Annotated in this window: 17 protein-coding genes; 6 read left to right on the top strand and 11 right to left on the bottom strand. The window is 68.7% G+C overall.

What is annotated here, in order from left to right:
- Position 1 precedes the first annotated feature (1 nt).
- Positions 2-991, bottom strand: coding sequence for a LacI family DNA-binding transcriptional regulator (locus OH802_RS16770; protein WP_406020262.1), 990 nt, complete (start codon positions 989-991; stop codon positions 2-4).
- A gap of 208 nt (positions 992-1,199) precedes the next feature.
- On the opposite strand from OH802_RS16770, the gene OH802_RS16765 reads away from it, so the two are divergent.
- Genes OH802_RS16765 through OH802_RS16750 form a run of 4 tightly spaced genes read left to right on the top strand, consistent with a single transcriptional unit; the run spans position 1,200 to position 5,997 of the window.
- Positions 1,200-2,468 (top strand): extracellular solute-binding protein, encoded by a 1,269-nt coding sequence (locus OH802_RS16765; protein WP_406020260.1) that lies wholly within the window; start codon positions 1,200-1,202, stop codon positions 2,466-2,468.
- A gap of 43 nt (positions 2,469-2,511) precedes the next feature.
- Entirely contained in the window at positions 2,512-3,510 is a 999-nt protein-coding gene (locus OH802_RS16760; protein ID WP_406020258.1) for a carbohydrate ABC transporter permease, read from the top strand.
- Positions 3,494-4,372, top strand: coding sequence for a sugar ABC transporter permease (locus OH802_RS16755; RefSeq protein ID WP_406020256.1), 879 nt, complete (start codon positions 3,494-3,496; stop codon positions 4,370-4,372). Before OH802_RS16760 ends, OH802_RS16755 begins: the two co-directional genes overlap by 17 nt.
- 14 nt (positions 4,373-4,386) lie before the next feature.
- Positions 4,387-5,997 (top strand): glycoside hydrolase family 13 protein, encoded by a 1,611-nt coding sequence (locus tag OH802_RS16750; RefSeq protein ID WP_406020254.1) that lies wholly within the window; start codon positions 4,387-4,389, stop codon positions 5,995-5,997.
- 173 nt (positions 5,998-6,170) lie between these two features.
- Here the strand turns inward: OH802_RS16750 and OH802_RS16745 are convergent, their stop codons facing one another.
- The 6 genes from OH802_RS16745 to OH802_RS16720 all read right to left on the bottom strand — a co-directional run bounded on the left by OH802_RS16745 (position 6,171) and on the right by OH802_RS16720 (position 10,771).
- Positions 6,171-6,974 (bottom strand): RNA methyltransferase, encoded by an 804-nt coding sequence (locus OH802_RS16745; protein WP_355021391.1) that lies wholly within the window; start codon positions 6,972-6,974, stop codon positions 6,171-6,173.
- Between the two features lie 2 nt (positions 6,975-6,976).
- Positions 6,977-7,297, bottom strand: a complete 321-nt coding sequence (locus OH802_RS16740) for a helix-turn-helix domain-containing protein (protein WP_406020252.1) — start codon at positions 7,295-7,297, stop codon at positions 6,977-6,979.
- Positions 7,298-7,307: 10 nt separating this feature from the next.
- Positions 7,308-7,634 (bottom strand): type II toxin-antitoxin system RelE/ParE family toxin, encoded by a 327-nt coding sequence (locus OH802_RS16735; RefSeq protein WP_406020250.1) that lies wholly within the window; start codon positions 7,632-7,634, stop codon positions 7,308-7,310.
- Positions 7,635-7,769: 135 nt separating this feature from the next.
- Positions 7,770-8,084: a hypothetical protein gene (locus OH802_RS16730; RefSeq protein WP_406020248.1), complete on the bottom strand. Its 315-nt coding sequence runs from the start codon at positions 8,082-8,084 to the stop codon at positions 7,770-7,772.
- Positions 8,071-9,396, bottom strand: coding sequence for an acyclic terpene utilization AtuA family protein (locus OH802_RS16725; RefSeq protein ID WP_406020246.1), 1,326 nt, complete (start codon positions 9,394-9,396; stop codon positions 8,071-8,073). The genes OH802_RS16730 and OH802_RS16725 overlap by 14 nt, the downstream gene beginning before the upstream one ends.
- A gap of 22 nt (positions 9,397-9,418) precedes the next feature.
- Positions 9,419-10,771, bottom strand: a complete 1,353-nt coding sequence (locus OH802_RS16720; RefSeq protein WP_406020244.1) for a CitMHS family transporter — start codon at positions 10,769-10,771, stop codon at positions 9,419-9,421.
- 115 nt (positions 10,772-10,886) lie between these two features.
- On the opposite strand from OH802_RS16720, the gene OH802_RS16715 reads away from it, so the two are divergent.
- A complete protein-coding gene (locus OH802_RS16715; protein ID WP_406020242.1) occupies positions 10,887-11,828 on the top strand; it encodes a LysR family transcriptional regulator in 942 nt (313 codons plus the stop codon).
- Positions 11,829-11,831: 3 nt separating this feature from the next.
- On the opposite strand, the gene cobA is transcribed toward OH802_RS16715, so the two are convergent.
- On the bottom strand, positions 11,832-13,058 hold the full coding sequence (cobA, locus tag OH802_RS16710) for a uroporphyrinogen-III C-methyltransferase (protein WP_406020240.1): 1,227 nt from the start codon (positions 13,056-13,058) through the stop codon (positions 11,832-11,834).
- A 69-nt stretch (positions 13,059-13,127) separates the two neighbouring features.
- On the opposite strand from cobA, the gene OH802_RS16705 reads away from it, so the two are divergent.
- Entirely contained in the window at positions 13,128-13,655 is a 528-nt protein-coding gene (locus OH802_RS16705; protein WP_406020239.1) for a YbhB/YbcL family Raf kinase inhibitor-like protein, read from the top strand.
- Positions 13,656-13,693: 38 nt separating this feature from the next.
- On the opposite strand, the gene OH802_RS16700 is transcribed toward OH802_RS16705, so the two are convergent.
- The 3 genes from OH802_RS16700 to OH802_RS16690 all read right to left on the bottom strand — a co-directional run bounded on the left by OH802_RS16700 (position 13,694) and on the right by OH802_RS16690 (position 16,303).
- Positions 13,694-14,356, bottom strand: coding sequence for a response regulator (locus OH802_RS16700; protein WP_406020237.1), 663 nt, complete (start codon positions 14,354-14,356; stop codon positions 13,694-13,696).
- Positions 14,357-14,474: 118 nt separating this feature from the next.
- Positions 14,475-15,116, bottom strand: a complete 642-nt coding sequence (locus tag OH802_RS16695; RefSeq protein ID WP_406020235.1) for an FMN reductase — start codon at positions 15,114-15,116, stop codon at positions 14,475-14,477.
- Positions 15,113-16,303, bottom strand: a complete 1,191-nt coding sequence (locus OH802_RS16690) for an LLM class flavin-dependent oxidoreductase (RefSeq protein WP_406029325.1) — start codon at positions 16,301-16,303, stop codon at positions 15,113-15,115. Before OH802_RS16690 ends, OH802_RS16695 begins: the two co-directional genes overlap by 4 nt.
- Positions 16,304-16,436 lie beyond the last annotated feature (133 nt).

The following is a 16,436-nucleotide window of genomic DNA, read 5'->3' as shown; positions in this document are numbered from 1 at the left end:
GTCAGGGGTTGACGCGCGGACCAGACGCGGTGGAGCCGCGGACGACCAGCTCGGGGTGGAAGACGAACTCCGAATGCGGCGTTCCGGTGCCGGCGATCTCGTCGAGGATGGCGCGGACGGCGGCCTGACCCATCGCATGGACGGGCTTGCGGACGGTGGTCAGGGGCGGGTCTGTGAACGCGATGAGCTGGGAGTCGTCGTAGCCGACCACGGAGACGTCCTCGGGGACCCGCAGGCCGCGCGAGCGGGCGGCACGGATGGCGCCCAGCGCCATCATGTCGCTCGCGCACACGATCGCGGTGAAGCCCTCGTCGAGAAGCGCGGAGGCCGCGGCCTGGCCGCCCTCGAGGGTGAAGAGGGAGTCGCGGATGTGGCCCTTCTCGATCTCCTCGGCGCTCAGCCCGAAGCGGTCGGCCATCGTGGACACGAAGCCCTCGATCTTGCGTTGGACCGGGACGAAGCGGCGTGGGCCGACGGCCAGGCCGATCTTGGAGTGGCCGAGCGTGGCGAGGTGGGTGACCGCCAACTGCATCGCCTCGCGGTCGTCGGGCGAGATGAACGGCGCCTTGATGTCGGGGGTGAACCCGTCGAGGAGGACGTACGGCACGCCTTGGGCGCGCAGCTTCTCGTAGCGCGTCATGTCGGCGGTGGTGTCCGCGTGCAGACCGGAGACGAAGATGATCCCGGTGACACCGCGGTCGACGAGCATCTCGGTGAGCTCGTCCTCGGTCGAGCCGCCGGGGGTCTGCGTGGCGAGCACCGGGGTGTAGCCCTGGCGGGTCAGTCCCTGCGCGATGACCTGCGCGAGCGCGGGGAAGATCGGGTTGTCGAGCTCGGGCGTGATCAGGCCGACCAGCCCCTCGCTGCGCTGGCGCAGCTTCACCGGGCGCTCGTAGCCGTGGACGTCGATCGCCGCCAGCACCGCCTCCCGCGTGGCCGCGGCGACCCCGGGCTTGCCGTTGAGGACGCGACTGACCGTCGCCTCACTCACGCCCGCATGGGCCGCGATGTCAGCAAGACGGGCTGAGGCTGGTGTTATGGGCACGGTCACATCATGCCCCCTCCTCACACGGCCTGCAAGAACTTTCAGCAAGTTTGCAACTTTTGCTGAAAGACTCTTACATTCTCCTCGACGCGGGGTTACCTTCGTCACACCACCGGGCGGACTCCGCGCCCGGCCCCATATCGAAGGAGAACTCATGCGACGTGGCATCGTGGCCACCGCAGTGGCGGCATCGCTCGCCCTGGCGGCAACGGCATGTGGCGGTGGCAGCGGCGACAGCAGCGACGGCCCGGTCACCATCACCTGGTGGGACACCTCGAACGCAACCAACGAGGCGCCGACGTACCAGGCCCTCGTCAAGGACTTCGAGAAGGCCAACCCGGACATCAAGGTCAAGTACGTCAACGTGCCCTTCGACCAGGCACAGAACAAGTTCGACACCGCGGCCGGTGCCAGCGGCGCTCCCGACGTACTGCGCGCCGAGGTCGGCTGGACCCCTGCGTTCGCGCAGAAGGGCTTCCTCGCTCCCCTCGACGACACCGAGGCGCTCGATGAGAAGGACGCCTTCCAGCCCAACCTGATCAAGCAGGCCGAGTTCGACGGCAAGACGTACGGCGTCCCGTTCGTCACCGACACCCTCGCGCTGGTCTACAACAAGGCGCTCTTCGAGAAGGCCGGCATCACCGACGCCCCGAAGACCTGGGACGAGCTCAAGGCCGACGCCGCGACGATCAAGTCCAAGACCGGTGTCGACGGCTACTGGGGCTCCACCTCCGCCTACTACGCGCAGCCGTTCCTCTACGGCGAGGGCACCGACACCGTCGACGCCGAGGCGAAGAAGATCACCATCTCCTCCCCGGAGGCCAAGAAGGGCCTGACCACCTGGCAGGGTCTCTTCAACGGCGAGGGCCTGCACAAGGCGGACACCACCGCCGACGCGTACGCCCACATCCAGGACGCCTTCGTCAACGGCAAGGTCGCAGCGATCATCCAGGGTCCTTGGGAGATCACGAACTTCTACAAGGGCTCGGCGTTCCAGGACAAGAACAACCTCGGCATCGCCACCGTCCCGGCCGGCTCCACCGGCGAGGCCGGCGCTCCGACCGGCGGCCACAACCTGTCGATCTACGCCGGTTCGGACGAGGCGCACCAGGAGGCCTCGGCGGCGTTCGTGAAGTTCATGACCTCGGCCGACACCCAGGCCCAGATCGCGCTGAAGAACTCCACCCTGCCGACCCGCGACGACGCCTACACCGACGAGGTCAAGGCCGACCCGGGCATCGCCGGCTTCCAGACGGTGCTCCCGGCCGCCCAGCCGCGACCCGAGCTGCCCGAGTACTCCTCGCTGTGGGGTCCGATGGACCAGGAGCTGCCGAAGATCGCCTCCGGCGCCGAGACCCTCGACAAGGGTCTGGCCACGCTGGAGACGGCCTTCGCGGACCTGCTGCCCGCCTTCTCCAAGTGATCCAGTTCGAAGTGAACCTGAGCCAGGAAGACCACGTCATCCGATGACTCTGACAGCACCAGCGCCCGCCGCCGAGACCCCGCGGTCTCGGCGGCGGGCGCCCCGCCCCCTCCAGCGCGCGCGAGACTCCTACCGCCGCTACTGGTACGCCTACGCGATGGTCGCGCCCGTCGTGATCGTGCTCGGCGTGCTCGTCGGCTACCCGCTCCTGCGCGGCTTCTACCTGACCCTGACCGACGCCAACAGCCTCAACTCGGCACGCACCATCGGCGTCAACACGATCGATGCGACGTACAAGTTCATCGGTCTGGACAACTACGCCGAGATCCTGTGGGGTCCGGCGGCCTACGACCGCTTCTGGTCCCACTTCGTGTGGACCATCGTCTGGACCGTCACCTGCGTCGTCCTGCACTACGTGATCGGCCTCGGGCTGGCGATGATGCTCAACCAGCGGCTGCGCGGGCGCGTGGCGTACCGGCTGCTGCTGATCCTGCCCTGGGCGGTGCCGACGTTCGTCACCGTCTTCGCCTGGCGGATCATGCTCGCGGACGCGGGCGTCATCAACTCGATGCTCGAAACGATCGGTCTCGCTCAGCCGAGCTGGCTCGAGGACCCGACCTGGCAGCGTACGGCCGCGATCATGGTCAACACCTGGTGCGGCGTGCCGTTCATGATGCTCTCCCTGCTCGGCGGGCTGCAGTCGATCGACGAGAACCTCTACGAGGCTGCCGAGATCGACGGCGCCAACGCCTGGCAGCGGTTCCGCCACGTCACCCTGCCGGGGCTGTCGTCGGTGAGCTCGACCGTCGTGCTGCTCGGCGTGATCTGGACCTTCAACCAGTTCGCGATCATCTTCCTGCTCTTCGGCAACACCGCGCCTGACGCGCAGATCCTGGTCACCTGGGCCTATCGACTCGGATTCGGGCAGCAGCCTCGCGACTTCGCCATGTCGGCGGCGTACGGCGTGCTCCTTCTCGCGATCCTGATCGTCTTCACGTCCTTCTACTACCGGTGGTTGAAACGCAATGACCAGCTCGCCTAGCCTCAACGCGCCCAGGACGAATCAGCGCCGCCGCGGAGAACTCGGCCCGGTCGCGCGGGTGGGCACGCACGTGACGCTCACGGTGGCGTCGCTGATCGCGCTGTTCCCCATCGTCTGGCTCGTCTATCTGTCCCTGGGGCCGGACAAGGACGACTACCTCCACCCCGGCGGGATCTTCGCGAAGGCGACGCTGGACAACTACTCGTTCGTGCTGACCAACACCGCCTTCTTCAACTGGCTGTGGTCGACGCTGGTGGTCGCCGGGGGCACGACCCTGTTCGGCGTGATGTCGGCGGCGACGACCGGCTACGCGGTCTCCCGGATGAGGTTCCCCGGCCACCGGCCGCTGATGTGGGTCCTGCTGCTGACGCAGGCGTTCCCGATCGCGGTGCTGATCGTGCCGATGTACGAGATCTTCTCCCAGCTCCACCTGGTCGACTCGCACTTCGGCTTGATCCTGGTCAACTGCACCACGATCGTCCCCTACTGCTCCTGGTTGCTGAAGGGCTACTTCGACACCATCCCGGTCGAGCTCGACGAGGCCGGCATGATCGACGGACTCACCCCGTTCGGTACGTTCTGGCGGCTGATCCTGCCGCTGGCTCGCCCGGGTCTCGCGGTGGCCGCGTTCTACGCCTTCATCACCGCCTTCGCGGAGGTCGCGTTCGCCTCGACGTTCCTGCTCGACGACTCGAAGTACACCTTCGCGGTCGGGCTGCAGAGCTTCGTCAGCGAGCACGACGCGCAGTGGAACCTGATGGCCGCCACCGCGGTCCTCATCGCCATCCCCGTCACCGTCTTCTTCTATCTCGTCCAACGACACGTCGTCACCGGTCTGACCGCCGGCGGCGTCAAGGGCTGAAAGGTTTTCTGTTGATGTCCTCCGAGTGGTGGCGTGATGCCGTCATCTACCAGGTCTACCCACGCAGCTTCGCCGACAGCGACGGCGACGGCACCGGTGACCTTCCCGGGATTCGGTCCCGACTCCCCTACCTCCGCGATCTGGGGGTGGATGCGGTCTGGCTGAGCCCGTTCTACGCCTCGCCTCAGGCCGACGGGGGCTACGACGTGTCCGACTACCGGGCTGTCGACCCGCGCTACGGGACGTTGAACGACGCCCGCGCGCTGATCGCCTCGGCGCACGAGCTCGGCCTGAAGCTCATCGCCGACATCGTCCCCAACCACTCCTCCTCGGAGCACGTGTGGTTCCAGCAGGCGTTGGCGGAGGGACCCGGGTCGCCGATGCGGTCGCGCTACCACTTCCTGCCCGGACGCGGTGAGAACGGCGAGGAGCCGCCCAACGACTGGGACTCGATCTTCGGCGGTCCCGCCTGGACCCGGGTGCCCGACGGCGAGTGGTACCTCCACCTCTTCGCCCCCGAGCAGCCCGACTTCAACTGGAACTCCCCCGAGGTGCACGCCGAGTTCCTCGACATCCTGCGCTTCTGGCTCGACCTCGGCATCGACGGCTTCCGCATCGACGTCGCCCACGGCCTGGTCAAGGCCGAGGGCCTGCCCTCCATCGGCCATTCGGACCAGCTCCATCTGCTCGGCAACGACGTGATGCCGTTCTTCGACCAGGACGGCGTCCACGAGATCTACCGTTCGTGGCGCCGGGTCCTGGCGGACTACCCGGACCGGATCTTCGTCGCCGAGGCGTGGACCCCGACGGTGGCGCGGTCGGCCAACTACGTACGCCCCGACGAGCTGCACCAGGCCTTCAACTTCGAGTACCTCGACACGGCCTGGGACGCCGCGGCGCTGCGCAAGGTCATCGACAGCTCCCTGGACGCGATGCGCCCGGTCGGCGCTCCGGCGACCTGGGTGCTGTCCAACCACGACGTCACCCGGCACGCCACCCGGTTCGCGAACCCGCCGGGGTCGGGGACCCAGATCCGAACGCCGGGCGATCGTGAGCTCGGGCTGCGGCGGGCTCGCGCGGCCACCTTGCTGATGCTCGCGCTTCCGGGATCGGCGTACGTCTACCAGGGCGAGGAGCTCGGCCTGCCCGACGTCACCGACCTGCCCGACGAGGTCCGCCAGGACCCGTCGTTCCACCGCGCCAACGGCCAGGACGGCTTCCGCGACGGCTGCCGGGTGCCGCTGCCGTGGGCCCGGTCGGGCTCGTCCTACGGCTTCGGCGACGGTGGCTCGTGGCTGCCGCAGCCGTCGGAGTGGGGCGAGCTGAGCGTCGAGGCCCAGACGAGTGTCGAGGGTTCGACCCTCGAGCTCTACCGCTCCGCCATCCGCACCCGCCGCGAGGTCCCCGGCCTCGGCGCCGGCGACGCGGTGACCTGGCACGACGAGGCCCCCGCCGGGGTCCTCTGGTTCGAGCGCGACGGCTTCGCCTGCACGGTCAACACCACCAAGGATCCGGTACGCATCACCGCCCCCGGCCGCGTACTCCTCTCCTCCTCGGGCCCCGTGCCCGTCACCGACGGCGCCACCGCCCTCCCCGGCGACACCACCGTCTGGTGGCAGCTCTAGCCGAGACGACCGGAGCGAGGTCGAGCGGCGAGCTTGCTCGTCCGCTCGCGCCGAGCGAGGGAGTAACCGCGCGAAGCGCGGAGAAGTCACCCCCGTCGGCCGAGTTGGCACATCAATGCCGACTCGGCCGACGTACGTGACGGCTCGGCCGACGCGGCTGACGCCTCGGCGCGCTAGCGGCGGGCGGTGACGTAGCAGGCGACCGCAGTGGCGGCGGCTACGTTGAGGGAGTCGATGCCGGCTGACATCGGGATGATGGCGCGGCGGTCGGCGGCCTGCTGCCAGCGCGGGGAGATGCCGTGGCCCTCCGACCCGAGGACGAGGGCGACCTTGTCGACGCCCTCGACGGCCTTCTCGATGTCGACGGCGTCGTCGGCCAGAGTCAGCGCGACAGTGGTGAAGCCGGCTGCCGAGAGGGACGGAAGCGCTTCGTACCAGTCCGGCAGGCGGGTCCACGGGAGCGCGAAGACCGCTCCCATTGCGACCTTGATCGAGCGCCGATAGAGCGGGTCGGCGCAACGCGGTGCCAGCAGTACGGCGTCGAACCCCAGCGCGGCGCCCGACCGGAAGATCGCGCCGACGTTCGTGTGGTCGACGATGTCCTCGAGCACCAGGACCGAGCGGGCACCCTCGAGCACCGATTCGACCGACGGCAGCGGTCGACGCTTCAGCGACGCCAGCGCGCCGCGGTGCACGTGGAACCCGGTCACCTCCTCGGCGGCCTTCTCGCTCATCACGTAGCACGGTGCGTCGGTCGTGGCGAGCGTGTCGGCGAGCCCGTCGAGCCACTTGGGTGCCATCAGGAACGAGCGCGGCTCGAAGCCACCGGCCACGGCGCGGCGTACGACCTTCTCCCCCTCGGCCAGGAACAGCCCCTCCGACGTCTCGAGGGACTTGCGCAGCTCGACGTCGCGCAGGTCGCGGTAGTCCGCGAGCCGGGGATCGTCAGGGTCGGAGATCTCGATGAGTTCAGCCATGGTCAGGCGACCTGCACCGAGTCCTTCATGTCCCCCGGCACTTCCTCGGGGAACGAAAGGACCAGGTGTCGCCCCAACGCTGTCGCGACCCGCGCCAGGGTATCGATCCGGTTGCGCGCCCCTCCGCCCTCCTCGAGGCGGGAGATCACCGACTGCGTCGTACCCATCCGCGAGGCCAGCTCGCGTTGACTCAGTCCTGCCTCCGTACGCAAGTCGTAGATCAACTGCCCGAGGGCGAGATCCTGCTCGACGCTGACCCTCGTCTCCTCGGACGGGGCGGGGCGCTCGGCCCGGACCTCGGACCAGCGTGAGTAGTTCGCCATAGTTGTCCCCCTAGGGATAGCGCCGGGCACACTCGGCCGCTGCCTTGCGGGCCCTGGCCACCTCGCCGCGCTCGTTGTCTCGTTGTTTGTGGAACGTCGTCAGAAGGATGATCCGAGCATCGTTCGTGAATCTGTAGGTGATCCTCCGGGCAGTCGACCCCAGGGTGAAACGCAACTCGAACAGGCCCTCCCCCAGGCTCCGCGAGAGCGGCATCCGAGCGCGGAATCCCAGATCGGCCAACCGATCCACGATCACCACGCCTCGACCCCACTCCTCATCGCTCAGAGCATCCAGCCACTTCATGACCTCGTCATGAAGCTCGACCTCGATACTCATGATCGCATCCGCGCGATGATCGCACAAGTGCGATCATCGTCTCTCCCGGCGTGCCTGCAATTCCTCATGCATACGAACGTTGAGGCAACTCATTGCAATGATCCGACACCGCGCCGAACCAATGAAGCCACCGCTTCACTCGCTACGCGTGGCCAACTCCAATGCCAGCAGCCTCGAGCTCATGCCCTTGCCATGGGTGTCGACCGCGAGAGAGGTGGTGACGCCACCACCCAGGGAGCTGCGGCAGACGAACTGCAGCACACACAGGCGGGGCAGCTCGTAGCGGACGACCTCTCCGTTGACGAACCCAGCAAGATGGGCGCGTACGCGCTCCGCGGTGAGCTCGCGCACCAGCCGGTCGTAGTCGTCGTCGTTGAACGGGATGACGGTCAACGTGGAGGTGTCGCCCTTGTCGCCGGCGCGGGCGTGGGCGATGTCATGCAGGAGCATTGGTGTCTCCGCTCTCGAGCAGCGTCAGCCGCGGGGTGACGGCCGCACGGTGGATGTAGGTGGACACGATGCCGATGACCTCGGTGACGGAGGTGCGTACGCCTCCCCCGCCCGCGGGCCCGTTGGTATAGAGCGCCTCGACCTCATGGCAGACGTCGTCGGCCTGGGCCCGGTCGCCCAACGCGGCGACCCGAAGACGGCACTCATGGTTGCGCAGGTCGTCGATCCCCTGCTCATCGATCCCGATGCTCCCGACCACGTCAAGGCGTACGTCGATGCCGACACCCCGCAGCCGCTGAGCCACGATCTCGCCGGCGAGACGGGCTCGGGCGAGCGCGTTCGGGCCTACGTAGGAGATCTCCGCCTCTGACCGGAACCCGGCGTGATAGCCGACGCTGACCTTGAGCTGGTCCGGGCGCGGCCGCCCCATGGCTCCCTCGACCGCGACTCGGTCCGGGCCGATCTCGCGTACGGATGCCTGCCGCAGGTCGAGCTGGACGTCGGGGGTGAGGTACGCCGAGGGGTCCGTCACCTCGTAGAGGAGCTGCTCTCGGACGGTCGATCGGTTCACCAGCCCACCAGTGCCGGCCAGCTTGCTGATCTCCGCTGATCCATCCGCCCGCACGTCGGCGAAGGGGAATCCCAGGCGCGCCAGGTCGCTGACATCCTTGCGACCGGGGTCGGCGAAGTAGCCGCCCGTGATCTGGCCCGCGCACTCGAGGAGGTGTCCGATCATGGTGCCGCGAGCCGCGAGCTGCCAGTCGTCGAGATCCCAACCCAGCCGCTCCGCCAGCGGAGCGAGGAAGAGCGAGGGGTCAGAGACCCTGCCGGTGATGATCAGATCCGCCCCACTGACGAGAGCCGGAACGATCGCATCGGCACCGAGGTAGGCGTTGGCGGAGATGACCTCCCCGTGCTCTGCGATCGGGCGGCCGTCCTCGAGCGCCGGAGCGTCGAGGTCGATGTTCTCCAGCACATCGTCGCCGGTGACCACGCCGATCCGCAGCGCGAGCCCGTGCTCGCCTGCGATGTCTCGCGCCACCTGCCCAGCGGCCAGCGGGTTCGCGGCTCCCATGTTGGTGATCACGCGGGTTCCCTGAGCCGCGGTGATCGGCAGCAGCGCCTCCAGGCGCCGCCGCAGCAGCGGATCGTAACCGTGCTGAGGGTCCCGCATCCGGCGCAGTTGCCCGGCCGCGATAGTGCGCTCGGCGAGGCACTCGAGCACCAGGTCGTCGAGCCCGCCACGCTCGGCCAGCTCGACCGCCGGGCCGATCCGGTCGCCGGCGAATCCGGCACCGCTTCCGATTCTCAAGCTCTGTCCTTTCATGTCGGCCTCAGATCGAGATCGCGCCGGTCAGGAGGGCCACGGCCGTCATCACCAGGGTCGTCCCGAATGCCCACCCGAAGATGAAGCGCTGATGGTCGCCGAAGTTGACCGCGGTCATGCCCACCAGGATGAAGGTCGACGCGGTCAGCGGGCTGAGCGGGAAACCGGTGGTCATCTGCCCGAGGATCGCCGCCCGCGCGATCTCGTGCGGGTCACCACCCAGGCCCGCGGTCGTCTCGGCCAGCACCGGCATGACGCCGAAGTAGTAGGCGTCCGGCGTGAACACCAGACTCATCGGCATGCTGGTGATCGCCGTGATGACCGGGAGCGCCCCGCCCGCACCTTGCGGGATCGTCGACACCAGCGTCTCGGCCAGCGCCGTGATCATGCCGGTGCCGTTCAGCACGCCCGTGAAGACGCCGGCCGCGAAGATCATCGAGGTCACCAGCAGCACGTTGTAGCCGTGCCGCTCCAACAGCGCCTGCTGTCCCGGCCACGTCGGCCGGTTGACCAGCAGGGCGATCGCGAAGGCCACCGCGAACAGCACCTCGAGCGGCATACGCTGCATCAGCAACGCGACGACGAGCGCAACCGTCAGCAAGGCGTTGAACCAGAACCTAACGCGCTGCCCCCGCGACGTCGCCGTGCTGGTGTCGACATCGGTCATCGTGTCGGCGACGGCGCCACCGTGAGGCACGGCACCACCCGACGTACCCGCGGCGTCGTCAGCGACAGCCACCCCCTCGAGGCTGATCCTGGAACGCTCCCGCCGGCCGATGACGTACGCCGCGAACAGCACCCAGACGATCCCGGCCGCCATCGCCGGAAGCAGCGGCACGAAGATGTCGGAGCTGTTGGCGTCGAGAGCGGCCATGGCCCGCGCGGTGGGCCCACCCCACGGCACCATGTTCATGACCCCGGCCCCCAGGCACACCACTCCGGCGAGCACGAGCGGCCGCATGCCCAGTCGCTGGTAGATCGGCAGCATCGCCGAGACCGTGATCAGGAACGTCGAGGCGCCGTCGCCGTCCAGCGCCACCAGCAGCGTCAGGACCGCGGTGCCGACGGTGATCTTCACCGGGTCGCCGTGGGCCCATCTCGTGATCCGGGAGATGGCTGGGTCGAACAACCCCTCGTCGACCATCAGGCTGAAGTAGAGGACCGCGAAGGTGATCATGATCGCCACCGGCGCCACCGTGAGCATGCCTTCGGCGATCAACGTGCCGAGGTCGCCGGCGAAACCGCCGACGAGGGCCGCGATCACGGGAACCAGGACCAGAGCGATCAGCACCGACAGCCGCTTGGTCATCGTCAGCGCGAGGAACACGCCGATCGTCGCGAATCCGAGCAGAGCGAGCATCGTTGTCACCTTCCGAAGGTCATGGGGTCCCTCGATTGTGATCGCGGCCACTTTTGCATGTCCAATACCAATCAGGCTTGAACTAATGTGTTTCGCACATACCAGGAGGCCTACGATGGACCTGACCGTTCACCAGCTGCGCATCGTCTTGGCGGTCGCCCGCACCGGCTCGTTCACCGCGGCCGGCGACTCACTCACCCTTGCCCAGTCCTCGCTGAGCCGTGCGGTCGCCGACGTCGAGCGGCGGCTCGGCGTGCGGCTCTTCGAGCGGACCACGCGGAGGGTGGTACTCACCCCGGAGGGCGAAGCGTTCGCCAAAGTGGCTGAAGAGGTCGTCGCCTCGTTCGACCGCGGGATGAACCACTTCCGTGGCTTCCTCGACGGCAGTTCAGGCACCGTACGCATCGCCACTCTTCCGTCCCTGGCCGCGACGCTCCTTCCACCGCTCGTCACCCGCTTTCGCGAGGCCCATCCGGGTGTGACGGTCCAGATCGAGGACGGCCTCCTGGCGCAGGGGCTCGAACAGGTTCGGACCGGAGAGGTCGACTTCGCGGTGACCCGCTGCGCCGCCCAGACCGACTCGGGGTGGGTGCGTCCGATCGCCGCCGACGAGTTCGTGTGCGTGCTTCCGCCCGGCCACCCTCTCGCGACCCAGGATCAGGTGGCCTGGTCAGATCTGCGCGACGTCGACTTCGTGGGGTTCCACCCGACCAGCAGCGTACGCACCCACGTCGACGACGCGTTCGCACGCGCAGGCGTGACGCCGCGATCGATGACCGAGGCGCGCAACATCGCCTCGGTAGGCGGCCTGGTGGCGGCCGGTCAGGGCGTCTCCGCGGTGCCGAGCCTCGTGCTCCCGTTGCTCTCGTTCGCCGGGCTCGAGCACCGGCCTCTCGTGGAGCCGGTCATGACGCGGACGGTCGGGGTGGTGCTGGATCCCGACCGCCCCCTCGCCAAGGCGAGCCAGGCGTTCCTCGAGCTGATCGCAACGGCCAAGAAGTCAGGCCTGAGGCTGCCGCCCGGAGCCACCTGGCTCGGCCGCGTCAATCGTCCCTGAGCCTCAGAACGCGTCCGGGTGGGCGACGCGGACGACCTCGCCGACGACGATGATCGCCGGGGGCTGGACGTTCTCGTCGGCCAACTTCTTCTCGAGGGTCTCGAGGGTCGCCAGGACCGTACGCTCCGTGGGCATCGTGCCGTCGCAGATGACCGCGACGGGGGTGCCGGGCTCGCGGCCGCCATCGAGAAGCGCGGTCGCGATCGCGGGGGCGTTCTGGACGGCCATGAGGAGGACCAGGGTGCCGCCCAGGCCGGCGACGGCGGACCAGTTGGTCAGCGAGGTGGGGTCGCCCGGCGGGACGTGGCCGGAGATGACGGTGAACTCGTGCGCGACGCCGCGGTGGGTCACCGGGATCCCGGCGACGCCGGGCACGGTCACCGGCGAGGTGAGGCCGGGGATGACGTGGACCGGGACGCCGGCCTCACGGCACGCGAGCACCTCCTCGAAGCCGCGGCCGAAGATGAAGTTGTCGCCGCCCTTGAAGCGCGCGACCGCCTTCCCCTCCAGGGCAGCCTCGACGATGATCCGGTTGATCTCCTCCTGCTGGGCCGAGCGGCCGCGGGGCAGCTTGGCGACGTCGACGAGCTCGACGTCGGCGGGCAGCTCGGAGAGCAGCTCTCGCGGCGCCAGCCGGTCGGCGACGACGATGTCGGCCTCCATCAGGGCCTTGCGGCCGGCGACCGAGATCAGCCCGGGGTCACCGGGGCCGCCACCGATCAGGGTCACTCCGGGCACGCGCTGACGCTCGTGCGGAGCGATCAGGTCACCGGAGCGCAGCCCGTCGAGGATCCGGTCGCGTACGCCCGCCGAGCGCCGCGGGTCACGGTTGGCCAGCACGGCGATGGTCAGGTCGCCGTCCTGTCCGGTCGCCGGGGTCCAGGCGGTGGCCTGCGTGCCATCATCGGAGCGTACGCAGAAGATCCGTCGCTCCTCGGCGGCGGCCGAGATCTCCTCGTTGACGTCGGCGTTCTGGGTCGCGGCGATGACGTACCAGGCGTCGTCGAGCACATCGGCCGAGAAGCGGGCCTGGTGCCAGGTGATCTCGCCCGAGCCGAGCAGGCCCTCCAGGGCAGGGGTCAGCGACGGCGAGACGACCTCGACCCGCGCGCCCGCGGCGATCAGCGCCGGCACGCGCCGTTGCGCCACCCGGCCACCACCCACGACGACCACCCTCCGCCCCTCCAGGATGAGACCGGCGGGATAGGGAACGGCATGCTCAGAACTCATGGGTACATCCTCGCCCAACACCGGGGCGCAGCCTGACAACGGGTCGATTCGCGGACTACGTTGGTGGCCATGGCACTCGATCGTCCGGTGAAGCCGGATCCCTACTCGCTCATGCCCGCCCTGCCCTCCTTCACGCTGACCAGCGAGGACGTGACCGACGGCCAGCCGCTGAAGCAGGACCAGGTCTACGACGGCGGCAACACCTCTCCGCAGCTCAGTTGGAGCGGCGCGCCCGAGGGGACGAAGTCGTATGTCATCACCTGCTTCGACCCCGACGCGCCCACCCCCAGCGGCTTCTGGCACTGGGCCCTGGTTGACGTCCCCGCCGACGTGACCGAGCTTCCCGCTGGTGCCGGGGCCGGCACCGCCGAGCTCCCGGGCAAGGCGTTCCACGTCGCGACCGACTTCGGCACCAAGGACTTCGGCGGCGCCGCTCCCCCGGCCGGTGACCAGGTCCACCGCTACTACTTCGTCGTGCACGCGGTCGGCGAGGAGACGCTGGGTGTGGACGACGGGGTCACCCCGGCCGTCGTCTCCTTCAACCTGGCCTTCAAGGCCCTGGCCCGCGCCGTCGTGGTGGGCACTTACCAGCACTGAGACATGGGAGTCCTGGGGTCACCCCAGGGCTCCCACCCTCAGCCGGATGCCAGGTGGGTCAGCAGCGTCGGCGTACGACGATGCTCGACGTCGCCGGACAGCCCGAACGCCAGAAACATCTCGCTCAGGCACCGCTCGAACTGCCGCCTGCCGCTGAAGAGCCTGCTGATGATCGCGCGGTCGGGGAACCCGGCGTGGATCAGGCCCAGCACCTCGCTCTGGCGCATCGTCAGCCTCGCGATCGCATCGGGATCGGCGTCGGGCGAGGCCTCGACCATCCGGGAGATGACCTCCGGGTCGACGACGACCTCACCCGACGCCACCCGGCCGACGACGTCGAGGAAGTGCGGAACGGTGCGTACGCGGGACTTGCGCAGGTAGCCGAGACCGCCGGTGCCGGTGCTGGCGAAGACGGCGGCCGCGTAGGCCGTGTCGACCGAGTCGGCGAGCACGACGATGCCCATCTCCGGCACCTTCTCGTGCAGCCGGAGGGTGGCGCTGATGCCCTCGTCGTCGGGGCCCAGCCGGGCGTCGGTCACGACCAAGGTGGGCAGCGTGTCGGTCGCGGCCTGGACGAGCGCCTCGGCGTCACCGGCGTCGGCGACCACCTGGTAGCCACCACGCGCGAGCAGGGCCGTGAGTCCAGCACGAAGAAGAGGCGACTCGTCGGCAACGACGACGCTCGGCTCATAGCTGGGCACAACGGCTCCGCTCGGTGCTGGGGGTAGCGGTCGAGACGCATTCTGTCGCACTTCCTCGCAAACCCCCGGTATCTCGGGTCCGTGTTCACATCGGTAGCCGAACGAAACCCCCGCCCGGTCAGAACTCCGGCGGCCCTTCGGAGGCTCGCTTGAGCAGCGTCTCGAAGGACGTCGGGTTGGCGAACTCGTCCTCCACCAGTGTCCGATGCGGCGCCGGGGTGGGCGTGCCACCCACGGCCAGCAGGGCAGCCAGCTCCGTGGCGGCACGATCGACCCGCTTGGGGAGCTCCGGGCCACCGGCAAAGTCCTCGGTGGCGGCGAAGACCCCGGTCGGGACGACCACCGCGCGCAGGTAGGCGAAGAGCGGCCGGAGCGCGTGCTCGAGCACCAACGAGTGCCGGGCGGTGCCGGCGGTCGCGGCGATCAGGACCGGCTTCGCGTCGAGGACGCCCTGCTCGAGTACGTCGAAGAACGTCTTGAACAGACCCGAGTAGGACGCGGAGAAGACCGGGGTCACCGCGATGACGGCGTCGGCACGCCGCACCTGGTCGATGGCCGCTTGGAGCGCCGGCTTGGCGAACCCGGTGAGCAGGTTGTCGGTCAGCTCGTGGGCGAGGCCGCGCAGCTCGACGTGCTCGACCTCGACCTCCGCGCCCCGGGCCTGCACGGCCCGGGTCGTGGCGTCGCCGAGCATGTCGGCGAGCAGCTTGGTCGAGGACGGGACCGACAGGCCCGCGGAGACGACGACGATCCGGGTCACAGCTCCCCCTCGAGCACCTTGGCGACCTCCGGGTCGGTCGCCCCGAAATCGAGATCAGTGCGGTCGGACGAGCCGGTGGCGGAGTCGCCCTCGGCGTAGACAGTCGAGTCCTTCGCACCGCCGGCCTTCTCCACCAGGGAGGCGTGGGTCGGGGCGTCCGGGACGCCGGGCTTGCGCAGCTTCGCGAACTCCGCGCGCAGGGTCGGCAGGATCTCGCCGTAGAGGTCGAGCTGCTCCAGCACCGTCTTCAGCGGCAGCCCGGCGTGGTCGAGCAGGAAGAGCTGACGCTGGTAGTCACCGACGTACTCGTGGAACGAGAGCGTCCGCTCGATGACCTGCTGCGGCGAGCCGACGGTCAGCGGGGTGGCCTCGCTGAAGTCCTCCAGCGAGGGGCCGTGGCCGTAGACCGGGGCGTTGTCGAAGTAGGGCCGGAACTCGTTGATCGCGTCCTGGGAGTTGTGGCGCATGAAGAACTGCCCGCCCAGCCCGACGATGGCCTGGTCGGCGGTGCCATGGCCGTAGTGCTCGAAGCGCTGCCGGTAGAGCTGCACCATCTGCTTGGTGTGCGAGGCCGGCCAGAAGATGTGGTTGTGGAAGAAGCCGTCGCCATAGTACGCAGCCTGCTCGGCGATCTCGGGCGAGCGGATCGAACCGTGCCAGACGAACGGCGCGACGCCGTCCAACGGCCGCGGCGTCGAGGTGTAGCCCTGCAGCGGCGTACGGAACCGGCCGGACCAGTCGACGACGTCCTCGCTCCACAGGCGGCGCAGCAGGGCGTAGTTCTCGATCGCCAGGTTGATGCCCTGACGGATGTCCTTGCCGAACCAGGGGTAGACCGGGCCGGTGTTGCCGCGGCCCATCATCAGGTCGACGCGGCCGTCGGTGAGGTGCTGGATCTTGGCGTAGTCCTCCGCGATCAGCACCGGGTCGGTGGTGGTGATCAGCGTGGTCGCGGTGCTCAGGATGATGTTGTCGGTCTTGGCACCGATGTAGGCCAGCGTGGCGGTCGGGTTGGATGCGATGAACGGCGGGTTGTGGTGCTCACCGGTCGCGAAGACGTCCAGGCCCACCTCCTCGGCGTGCTTGGCGATCTCGACGGTCGCCTTGATGCGCTCGTGCTCCGTCGGGGTCCTACCGGTCGTCGGGTCCATCGTGACGTCACCGACGGTGAAGATGCCGAACTGCATACCCATGGTTCCCTGCCCCTTTCGTGGACTCTTCCACGATAGTTGAAATCCGAACTACTCGGCAAACAGTTGCTGCATCAACGTTATTCCAGGAAACCCCTTGGCGTACGCAGGCCCTGTTGTGCCAACGTAC

Source organism: Nocardioides sp. NBC_00850 (assembly GCF_045207335.1).
GTDB lineage: Bacteria > Actinomycetota > Actinomycetes > Propionibacteriales > Nocardioidaceae > Nocardioides.
Note: the sequence above shows the minus strand (reverse complement) of the source record. Positions and strands in the feature narration are given on the sequence as shown.

Bases quoted from the DNA above. Each gene is read 5' to 3' on its own strand.
- cobA (WP_406020240.1), bottom strand. From the start codon at position 13,058: ATGAGTTCTGAGCATGCCGTTCCCTATCCCGCCGGTCTCATCCTGGAG.
- OH802_RS16750 (WP_406020254.1), top strand. From the start codon at position 4,387: ATGTCCTCCGAGTGGTGGCGTGATGCCGTCATCTACCAGGTCTACCCA.
- OH802_RS16765 (WP_406020260.1), top strand. From the start codon at position 1,200: ATGCGACGTGGCATCGTGGCCACCGCAGTGGCGGCATCGCTCGCCCTG.
- OH802_RS16720 (WP_406020244.1), bottom strand. From the start codon at position 10,771: ATGCTCGCTCTGCTCGGATTCGCGACGATCGGCGTGTTCCTCGCGCTG.
- OH802_RS16740 (WP_406020252.1), bottom strand. From the start codon at position 7,297: ATGGCGAACTACTCACGCTGGTCCGAGGTCCGGGCCGAGCGCCCCGCC.
- OH802_RS16730 (WP_406020248.1), bottom strand. From the start codon at position 8,084: ATGCTCCTGCATGACATCGCCCACGCCCGCGCCGGCGACAAGGGCGAC.
- OH802_RS16715 (WP_406020242.1), top strand. From the start codon at position 10,887: ATGGACCTGACCGTTCACCAGCTGCGCATCGTCTTGGCGGTCGCCCGC.
- OH802_RS16705 (WP_406020239.1), top strand. From the start codon at position 13,128: ATGGCACTCGATCGTCCGGTGAAGCCGGATCCCTACTCGCTCATGCCC.
- OH802_RS16760 (WP_406020258.1), top strand. From the start codon at position 2,512: ATGACTCTGACAGCACCAGCGCCCGCCGCCGAGACCCCGCGGTCTCGG.
- OH802_RS16735 (WP_406020250.1), bottom strand. From the start codon at position 7,634: ATGAGTATCGAGGTCGAGCTTCATGACGAGGTCATGAAGTGGCTGGAT.
- OH802_RS16745 (WP_355021391.1), bottom strand. From the start codon at position 6,974: ATGGCTGAACTCATCGAGATCTCCGACCCTGACGATCCCCGGCTCGCG.
- OH802_RS16690 (WP_406029325.1), bottom strand. From the start codon at position 16,303: ATGCAGTTCGGCATCTTCACCGTCGGTGACGTCACGATGGACCCGACG.
- OH802_RS16755 (WP_406020256.1), top strand. From the start codon at position 3,494: ATGACCAGCTCGCCTAGCCTCAACGCGCCCAGGACGAATCAGCGCCGC.